Origin of the sequence: Bacillus sp. JJ1503, assembly GCF_036965125.1 — a bacterium.
Lineage (GTDB): Bacteria > Bacillota > Bacilli > Bacillales > Cytobacillaceae > Cytobacillus.
Map to the genome: position 1 here is coordinate 2,051 of NZ_JBALOZ010000319.1, position 8,247 is coordinate 10,297.

At 39.3% G+C, this 8,247-nt stretch carries 9 protein-coding genes; 6 read left to right on the forward strand and 3 right to left on the reverse strand.

The features are described 5' to 3' along the window. The first annotated feature begins 228 nt into the window (after positions 1-228). From V7149_RS21330 to V7149_RS21355, 6 genes are all read left to right on the forward strand, one after another. Positions 229-1,743: an acetyl-CoA hydrolase/transferase family protein gene (locus V7149_RS21330; protein ID WP_335347602.1), complete on the forward strand. Its 1,515-nt coding sequence runs from the start codon at positions 229-231 to the stop codon at positions 1,741-1,743. A gap of 132 nt (positions 1,744-1,875) precedes the next feature. Further along, a complete protein-coding gene (locus V7149_RS21335) occupies positions 1,876-2,094 on the forward strand; it encodes a hypothetical protein (RefSeq protein ID WP_335347603.1) in 219 nt (72 codons plus the stop codon). Positions 2,095-2,276: 182 nt separating this feature from the next. Then, on the forward strand, positions 2,277-2,945 hold the full coding sequence (locus tag V7149_RS21340) for a GntR family transcriptional regulator (protein WP_335347604.1): 669 nt from the start codon (positions 2,277-2,279) through the stop codon (positions 2,943-2,945). Position 2,946: 1 nt separating this feature from the next. Further along, a complete protein-coding gene (locus tag V7149_RS21345; protein ID WP_335347605.1) occupies positions 2,947-3,789 on the forward strand; it encodes a fumarate hydratase in 843 nt (280 codons plus the stop codon). 34 nt (positions 3,790-3,823) lie between these two features. Continuing rightward, the gene (locus V7149_RS21350) at positions 3,824-4,405 is read left to right on the forward strand and encodes a FumA C-terminus/TtdB family hydratase beta subunit (protein WP_335347606.1); all 582 of its coding nucleotides are present in this window, start codon (positions 3,824-3,826) and stop codon (positions 4,403-4,405) included. A 2-nt stretch (positions 4,406-4,407) separates the two neighbouring features. Next, entirely contained in the window at positions 4,408-5,475 is a 1,068-nt protein-coding gene (locus V7149_RS21355; protein WP_335347607.1) for a tartrate dehydrogenase, read from the forward strand. A gap of 133 nt (positions 5,476-5,608) precedes the next feature. On the opposite strand, the gene V7149_RS21360 is transcribed toward V7149_RS21355, so the two are convergent. The 3 genes from V7149_RS21360 to V7149_RS21370 are packed head-to-tail and all read right to left on the reverse strand — an operon-like array spanning position 5,609 to position 8,155. Next, complete coding sequence (locus tag V7149_RS21360) at positions 5,609-6,673, reverse strand: DctP family TRAP transporter solute-binding subunit (protein WP_335347608.1); 1,065 nt, start codon at positions 6,671-6,673, stop codon at positions 5,609-5,611. Further along, positions 6,603-7,574, reverse strand: a complete 972-nt coding sequence (locus V7149_RS21365) for an NAD(P)-dependent oxidoreductase (RefSeq protein ID WP_335347609.1) — start codon at positions 7,572-7,574, stop codon at positions 6,603-6,605. The genes V7149_RS21360 and V7149_RS21365 overlap by 71 nt, the downstream gene beginning before the upstream one ends. Next, positions 7,571-8,155, reverse strand: coding sequence for an amino acid synthesis family protein (locus V7149_RS21370; protein WP_335347610.1), 585 nt, complete (start codon positions 8,153-8,155; stop codon positions 7,571-7,573). Before V7149_RS21370 ends, V7149_RS21365 begins: the two co-directional genes overlap by 4 nt. Positions 8,156-8,247: the final 92 nt, after the last annotated feature.

Genomic DNA, 8,247 nt, shown 5'->3' on the forward strand with positions numbered 1-8,247 from the left:
TGGACGGACAAATCAAGAGAAGAAGTCGTTCAAAAAGTCCAAGCAGTGGTGCTGGACGGACATATCAAGGGAAGTAGTCGTACAAAAAGTCCAAGCAGATCAGGGATATTCTGCTTTGTACGAAGAATTTTCTGTTCTGTCCTAATTTTCTGCTATTTAATCCAAAAACTCCTTTCTCCTGTTTTTAATAGGTAAAATAATTTTATATAGTGGGAGAGGGTTGGGAGAATGAATAAGGGGTATGAACGTATAAAAAACACTAGTTTACAAGATCGTGTTGTCACACCTGAGGAAGCGGCATCATGGATTCAAGATGGCATGACTCTTGGTTTAAGCGGCTTTACACGTGCGGGGGACGTGAAAGCGGTACCATTTGCTTTAATAGAAAGAGCCAAAACTGAAAACTTCAAAGTAAATGTATATACAGGGGCTTCTTTAGGTTCTGATGTTGATAAATTGTTTGCAGAGGCTGGGATCATTAATAAGCGTTTGCCTTTCCAAGCTGATCCAACGATGAGAAGTGGAATTAATCAAGGGGACTTCTTATTCGTTGACCAGCATTTGTCACACACTGCAGAGTTAATTCGAGCAAATGTAATGGATCCTATTGATTTCGCTATTTTGGAAGCGGTTTCGATTTCGGAGGATGGACAAATTATACCAACTACATCAATCGGAAATTCATTAACCTTTGCACAGCATGCTAAATCCATTATTGTAGAAATCAATCTTGCGCAAACACCAGAATTAGAAGGCTTGCATGATTTATTTGCACCTGGAAGGCAAGGGGAAAGAGAGCCTATTCCACTAACGAAGGCGGATGACCGTATTGGGTCGACAGGCATAAAAGTAGATATCGAGAAGATAAAAGGCATTGTCTTTACAAATCAGGATGATTCTCCTTCAACAATAGTCCCGCCAGATGAGGAAACAAAAGTGATGGCCGGGCATTTACTGGAATTTCTCCGTAAAGAAATAGCAGCCGGGAGATTAACTGAAAAGCTTGCTCCATTGCAATCTGGAATAGGCTCCGTTGCCAATGCGGTTCTTCATGGAATGCTAGATTCAGAGTTTGAGGACTTGGAAGTGTATTCGGAAGTATTGCAGGACGCCGTTTTTGATTTAATGGATGCAGGAAAGGTCCGTTTTGCCTCCTGCTGTTCCATCACATTATCTGAATCAAAAATGAAGCAAGTTTTCTCAAACTTTGATCAGTATCGCGACCGAATTTTGATGAGACCACAAGAAATATCGAATCATCCAGAAATTATCCGCAGACTCGGATTGATTTCAATAAATACAGCTTTGGAATTAGATATTTACGGAAATGTAAACTCCACACATGTACTTGGAACGAAAATGATGAACGGAATTGGAGGTTCTGGTGACTTTGCTAGAAATGCTCGTCTAGCGATTTTTGTGACAAAGTCCATTGCGAAAGATGGTAAAATCTCTAGTATCGTTCCGTTCGCATCCCATGTTGACCATACAGAGCATGATGTTGACGTGATTGTAACAGAGCAAGGCTATGCGGACCTCCGCGGGCTAGCTCCTAGACAGCGTGTCGAATTAATTATTGAAAACTGCGCTCATCCGATGTATCGCGAGCAGCTTCGGGAATATTATCATGAAGCCTTAACAAGAGGCGGCCACACACCTCATGTATTAGAAAAAGCACTTTCTTGGCATTCGGATTTTGCGAAGAATGGAACGATGCTGAAGGCTTTAGTAGAATGTAAATAGATGTGAACTCTAGGTAGATTTTTACCTAGAGTTTTTTTATAGTTTTTGGTCTAATTCTAGCAGCCATCCAATATTTTATATAGAGGTTACAAAGTGTGTAACAAATACTATATGAAAATAGGTGATCCAAAAATGTTTGCTGTTCATTTTTTTGAAAACAAAAATAAGTTACTGTGCCAGCTGCTTAAACGTGTTCCAACAGAAGGTGAGGAACTACACATTAAAGGCCGTAAAGGAAAAATTGTCAGTGTTAAAAATGTAGATGAAAAAAATATAAATGTACAAATAATCTTAGAAACGGTTAAAAAGAATAAACCTGTAGTAGATAATTCGAAAAAGAAGAAAAGGTAGTTAGGCTAGTAGGTACTAAATCCTTAATTGGAAATAGTACCTATTTTTTCATTTGTAATAATGGAAGCAAATGCTATTTAGCATTAAATAATTATTGAAATTTCTGATAATAAATAATATTATGAATATAGCGGCGTCGACAGCCGACACAAGACAGACTAAATAGTAAGGAGACACTTATTGTGGATCAAAATTCACTAGAAAGGGCTCTTCCATTTTATGAGCAGATTCAGCAAACCATTAAAAAGGGGATTTGGGAAGGAATTTACAAGCCGGGTGATAGAATGTACGAATCACAATTAGCGAAACAATTCGCAATAAGCAGAAGTCCAGTTCGCGAAGCTATACGGGCATTAATTAATGAAGGATTACTCATAATGGATGACAAATCACAAATAATCGTTTATAAGCCTTCGTTACAAGATGTCCAAGATATTTATGATTGCCGGCTCGCCCTTGAATCAAAAGCCGTAGCTCTAGCAGCAGTGAGGGCATCTGAAGCACAAATAAATGAGCTAGAAAGCATTTTGTTAGAAACTGAAGAGGCCATTAATAGAAAGGAGAAAGAGGAGATTGTAGCATGCAACTCTGGATTTCATGAGCTAATCATTCATATTAGCGGGAATTTACGATTAAAAAAGCTAGTCAATGAGCTTCATTCCTTAACACACTATTATAGGTTACTAAATCTTGAAGGGGCTAACCGAGCTGAAACAATTTTAAATGGACACAGGCAAATTTTCGAAGCAATTAAAGAAAGAAATTCAGAAAAGGCAGCAAAAAGATTAATAGAACATACAAAAGAAGATCTTGAAAACTTAGTTCAGCTTATTAAAGAAAAGGAGAGATAAGATGAGAATTGTAGATGCGGAAGTGCTGACAGAAAGTGTAGCAAAGCTTTGCTGGGAAGCATGCTACTATTTGCCCGAGGATGTATTGGCAGGATTCAGACAGGCTGAAAAAACCGAAGCTTCTCCAATAGGGAAATCTATTCTGCAACAGCTGCTAGAAAACGCAGAAGAGGCAAAAACGAATCATATGCCGTATTGCCATGATACAGGCATGGCCGTTGTGTTCGTGGAGATGGGACAGGACGTGCATATAACTGGAGGAAATTATCTTGATGCTATACAGGAAGGTGTGCGTACAGGCTATAGAGAAGGCTATCTGCGAAAATCAGTAGTTGGAGACCCATTATTACGTGTAAATACAGGAGACAATACCCCCGCCGTTGTACATACAGAAATTGTTCCAGGGGATCAAATTAAGATTACAGTCCTGCCAAAAGGCGGAGGCAGTGAAAATATGAGTGCTATGAAATTTTTATTGCCTGGTGAAGGTGCCGAGGGAGTTAAGAATTTTGTTATACAGACCATTAAAGAGGCTGGGGGAAAAGCGTGTCCGCCCGTTGTGGTCGGAGTAGGAATTGGCGGAAGCTTTGATAAAGTAACGTCACTTGCGAAACATGCTGTTCTCAGAGAGGTGGGTGTTCATAATCCAGAACCTCATATCGCAAAGCTTGAAGCAGAATTGCTAGAGGCAATTAATAACACCGGAATCGGCCCTCAAGGCCTTGGCGGTACAAGCACAGCTCTATGGGTGCCGATTGAAACATATGCATGCCATATTACAGCACTGCCTGTTGCTGTAAATATTCAATGTCATGCTGCGCGGAAAAAATCTGTGGTCATTTAATCGTATTTTTCAAGATATTGGAGGGATGGAAGAAATGACGGAGTACCGACTGAAAACACCCATCAGTAAGGCAGATGTTGAAAACCTAAAAATAGGAGATACGGTTCTGCTATCAGGAACGATTTATATGGCTAGAGATGCAGCTCATAAAAGGATGGTTGAGCTGCTCGAAAAAGACGAACCATTGCCAGTAGATTTAAAAGGTGAAGTTATTTTTTATGCAGGCCCTTGTCCGCCTAAGCCCGGCCAAGTGATAGGACCCGTTGCACCGACTACAGCATTCAGAATGGATCCGTACGCACCGGCTATGTATGAATACGGAGTAGTTGGAACAATCGGAAAAGGCCCGAGGAGAGATATGGTAAAGGAAGCCTGTCAGCAGTATGGGGCTATTTCCTTTGCAGCCATTGGCGGCTTATCTACTATTTTGAGCAGAAGAATTAAGGCAGAAGTGGTTGTTGCCTATGAAGATCTTGGCCCTGAAGCTATTCGGAGATTGGAAGTAGAGGATTTTCCACTACTCGTAGCTTATGATTCACATGGCGGTGATTTGTATGAGCAGGAAATAGCCAAATATGAAAATTATCATCAAAAAACAAATAAGGGAGCTGTGTGAAAATGAGAAAATATGAAATAGCCGTAATACCTGGGGATGGAATTGGGAAAGAGGTAGTGCCGGTTTCATTAAAGGTTCTAGATACAGTAGCTGAGGTTCATGGAGGATTGAAATTTGAGTATCAAGAATTCCCATGGAGCTGTGATTACTATATGGAACATGGAAAAATGATGCCTGATGATGGATTGAAAACACTTGCAAACTTTGATTCTATTTTTCTAGGGGCCATTGGCAACCCTGCAATCATTGCGGACCACGTGTCTTTATGGGGCCTTCTCATTAAAATTAGAAGAGAATTCGAGCAATCCATTAATATTCGCCCAGCCAAATATTTTAAAGGGCTAAGGTCTCCGCTCGTTAATCCTAACGATTTTGATCTGATTGTCGTTAGAGAAAATAGTGAGGGAGAATATAGTGAGGTAGGGGGAAGAATTCATAAAGGGGAAGATGAACTGGCCATTCAAAATGCTGTCTTTACTAGAAAAGGGACAGAACGTGCGATGAGGTATGCCTTTGAGCTAGCGAAAAAAAGAAGGGGGCATGTGACTTCTGCAACGAAATCCAATGGAATCTTTCACTCTATGCCTTTTTGGGATGAGGTTTTTAAAGATGTTAAATCGGATTATGCTGATATTAAAACAGATTCGTTCCATATTGATGCATTAGCAGCCTTTTTTGTTACGAGACCACAAATATTTGATGTGATTGTCGCAAGTAATTTATTTGGAGATATATTAACAGACATTGGCGGGGCAATTATGGGAAGCATTGGAATTGCTCCGGCTGCGAATATTAATTTAAACGGAAAGTACCCATCGATGTTTGAGCCTGTTCATGGATCAGCTCCTGATATTTATGGAAAAGGAATTTCGAATCCAATTGGACAAATCTGGACGGAAAAAATGATGCTTGATCATTTTGGAGAAGTTGAGTTAGGGAAAAAGCTCCTAGATGTGTTGGAAGATGTAACGAATGATGGCATTAAAACACCGGATATTGGAGGAACTGCTTCAACTGTCGAGGTTGGGGATGAAATCTGTAGAAGGTTAAAGAAGGCAGTGTCTGTTTAAGCAAAAATAATTCAAGATAATCCTGACGAATAGGTTGGGATTATTTTTATTTTAGGGAAAACAGTTAAAATTTGTTCACAAAAGAAAAACCGCAGTTCACGTCTGCGGTTTTTTTATTTTTATTAATAAATGATTATCTGCTCTCGGCGTCTTTAATAATATCAGCGCCAATTATTTCAGCATATTCTTGGTAAACCGGCTCTAGTACTTTCTTAAATGCGTCAATTTCTTCTGCAGATAATTCATTGATTTCAACTAAGCCATTAGATTTAAGTTTGGCTAAAGCATCATCATTTAATTTTGCTGCAGATTCCCTTGCAATCTTAGTTGCTTCATCTACACCTTTTTGAACAACAGCTAACGTTTCATCGTTAAGGCTGTTCCAGAATTTCGTATTTGTTAATAATGCATAGTCAACACGAGTGTGACCCATGATTGTCATATATTTTTGTACTTCATCAAACTTCTTTGATTCAATATTACTGAATGTATTTTCTTGTCCATCAACCGTTCCTTGCTGCAGGGCAGTGTAAAGCTCCGCAAATGGGATGGAAGTTGAACCTGCTCCTAATTTAGTATAAATAGCCTCGAGTAATTGACCACCTTGTGTACGAATTTTCATTCCCTGAAGGTCTTCCGGCTTACTTATCGGATGTTTATCATTTGTCATATGTTTGGCGCCATTTGGCCAGAAAGCACTACCGAGAACACCGTCTTTTTCTAGACGTTTAAAAATCTCTTGTCCTTTTTCTCCATCCCAGAATGCTTCTGCTGCTTCATCACTTTCGAATAAAAACGGCATAGCTGGAATATTAAAGCCAGGGTCGTTACCAACAAGCTTAGACATATCAGGGATAATAAATTGAACGTTATCTGCAACTAAGTTCTGATATTCATCTTTATCACCGAACAATGAGCTGTTAGGATATACTTGGACTTTGATTTTTCCGCCTGATTCAGCTTCAATAACTTCTTTCATTTTCATTGCACCATGATGCTTTGGTGTGTTTTCAGCAACAACGTGTGAAATTTTAATGGTTATTTCTTGTACTCCGCTCTCTTTATTCTCAGTTCCTTCCGCTGTCCCTTCAGAATTACCTTCTGTTTTTTGCGTGGATGAACCGCTGCTACACGCTGCTAGACCGAACACGAATACTAGGGTCAGAGCTGCCAGTAACATTTTTCTCACTTTCTTCATTGGAAATCCCCCTTTTTAATAAATAGGATGAAACGAATCTGTTAATCTCTGTGTGGTCGGCATTTTTTTCAAGAGCTTTACTTGCCTCATCAAATTTTTCAAAGACAAGCTGTGGTATAGAAGTGGCTGCTTGAGCATCTATAAATAATTGCTTTGCCATTTCTACATCCTTTCTCAATAAATCGAGAGCAAATCCAGAGTTGTATTCCTCATTTAAGATGAAATTAGGAAACTTATACTCAGTAGAACCGCTTCTGCCAGTACTATGATTGATGACATGAATAGCCTGTTCAGGTTGAACGTCAAATGCTTCCAATAATTGAACAGCTTCACAAGACGCTAGAAGATGTGTTGCGGATAGGTAATTATTAATAGCTTTCATTAAATGTCCGCTGCCTACTGGACCTATATGAAAAAGATTACTCCCTAAGACACTTAATAAACGCTTACATTTTTCGAATTGTTCTGAAGTTCCTCCTGCCATTACTGTTAGGGAGCCATCAATTGCTTTTTTTACTCCACCGCTAACCGGAGCATCAATAAAGCAAATACGATGGGAATCTAATCTTTCACTATTTTTCCTTGTTTCGGCAGGGTACGAGCTGCTCATATCAATAATCATAAGAGGGTCTTGGTGCATATTTTTTTCAGCGGTGTACGCTTCAAGTATTTCCTGCAAAACCTTGTTAACGATCGTAGAGGAGGGAAGCATGAGGAGAATAAACTGGACATTGTGAACCCAGTCCTCTATTTTTCCGATGTTTCCACCGAAGGATTGAAATTCAAGTTTAGCTGCTTGGTCTATATCTATTCCAAAAACGTTATAGCCTTTTTTTAATAGATTTTTAGCCATAGGCAAACCCATTTTGCCTAGCCCTATAAAACCTACGCTTTCACTCATGAAGGAAATACTCCCTCAAGCTCTTTATGTAAAGAGCCAATCCGTGGATGTGCCCTTCCACTTGCGGTTACAACTGCCGCAATAACAATTTCATCATTTCTTGGCGCATCTGGTATTCTTGTTTCAAAGGTCATATGATGGCTCCTGATTTTTGCATCCATCTTATGCTTGATGGCTAAGTCAAGAGTGGAACCTGCATTCCCTCTTTTTTCTGCGGAAGGAAGTAGAGTTTCAGCACTTCCGCAAAGCGATCGAAATGGATTCCCGAAAGTGAGCGTATGAATAATTGCTGAACCATGCTCTATTTCTCCATCTAAACCAACGAGTGCCCCTTTTCCGTATGCTTCAACTTCTTCTCCAGTAATCCCTAATGCTTCCATAGCCTTTTTAGGTAAAATTTCTCCTAGCTTTTCAGAGTAAGTTTTAATTAAAGGAAGAAGATCTTCTTCATACCTTCCTGCATAAGGATTTTTGATTACAGCCAAGGCAGCTGCAATGCGTACCGGAATTTCTGCCTTTTTGAATCCCTCGATAAATGTTTCTTCCTGGATCGTGACAATCTTTCTAATTTCTAAATCCACAAGCCAACCTCCTTATAAAAAATTGGATACAAATTAATGTACGATCAGATATTTCTATTGATGCTGAAAATATTATAACAAACATATTAAAT

What these genes read in the sequence shown, in the direction of transcription:
- V7149_RS21330 (WP_335347602.1), top strand. Translation starts at nt 229, where the DNA reads ATGAATAAGGGGTATGAACGTATAAAAAACACTAGTTTACAAGATCGT.
- V7149_RS21335 (WP_335347603.1), top strand. Translation starts at nt 1,876, where the DNA reads ATGTTTGCTGTTCATTTTTTTGAAAACAAAAATAAGTTACTGTGCCAG.
- V7149_RS21345 (WP_335347605.1), top strand. Translation starts at nt 2,947, where the DNA reads ATGAGAATTGTAGATGCGGAAGTGCTGACAGAAAGTGTAGCAAAGCTT.
- V7149_RS21350 (WP_335347606.1), top strand. Translation starts at nt 3,824, where the DNA reads ATGACGGAGTACCGACTGAAAACACCCATCAGTAAGGCAGATGTTGAA.
- V7149_RS21355 (WP_335347607.1), top strand. Translation starts at nt 4,408, where the DNA reads ATGAGAAAATATGAAATAGCCGTAATACCTGGGGATGGAATTGGGAAA.
- V7149_RS21360 (WP_335347608.1), bottom strand. Translation starts at nt 6,673, where the DNA reads ATGAAGAAAGTGAGAAAAATGTTACTGGCAGCTCTGACCCTAGTATTC.
- V7149_RS21365 (WP_335347609.1), bottom strand. Translation starts at nt 7,574, where the DNA reads ATGAGTGAAAGCGTAGGTTTTATAGGGCTAGGCAAAATGGGTTTGCCT.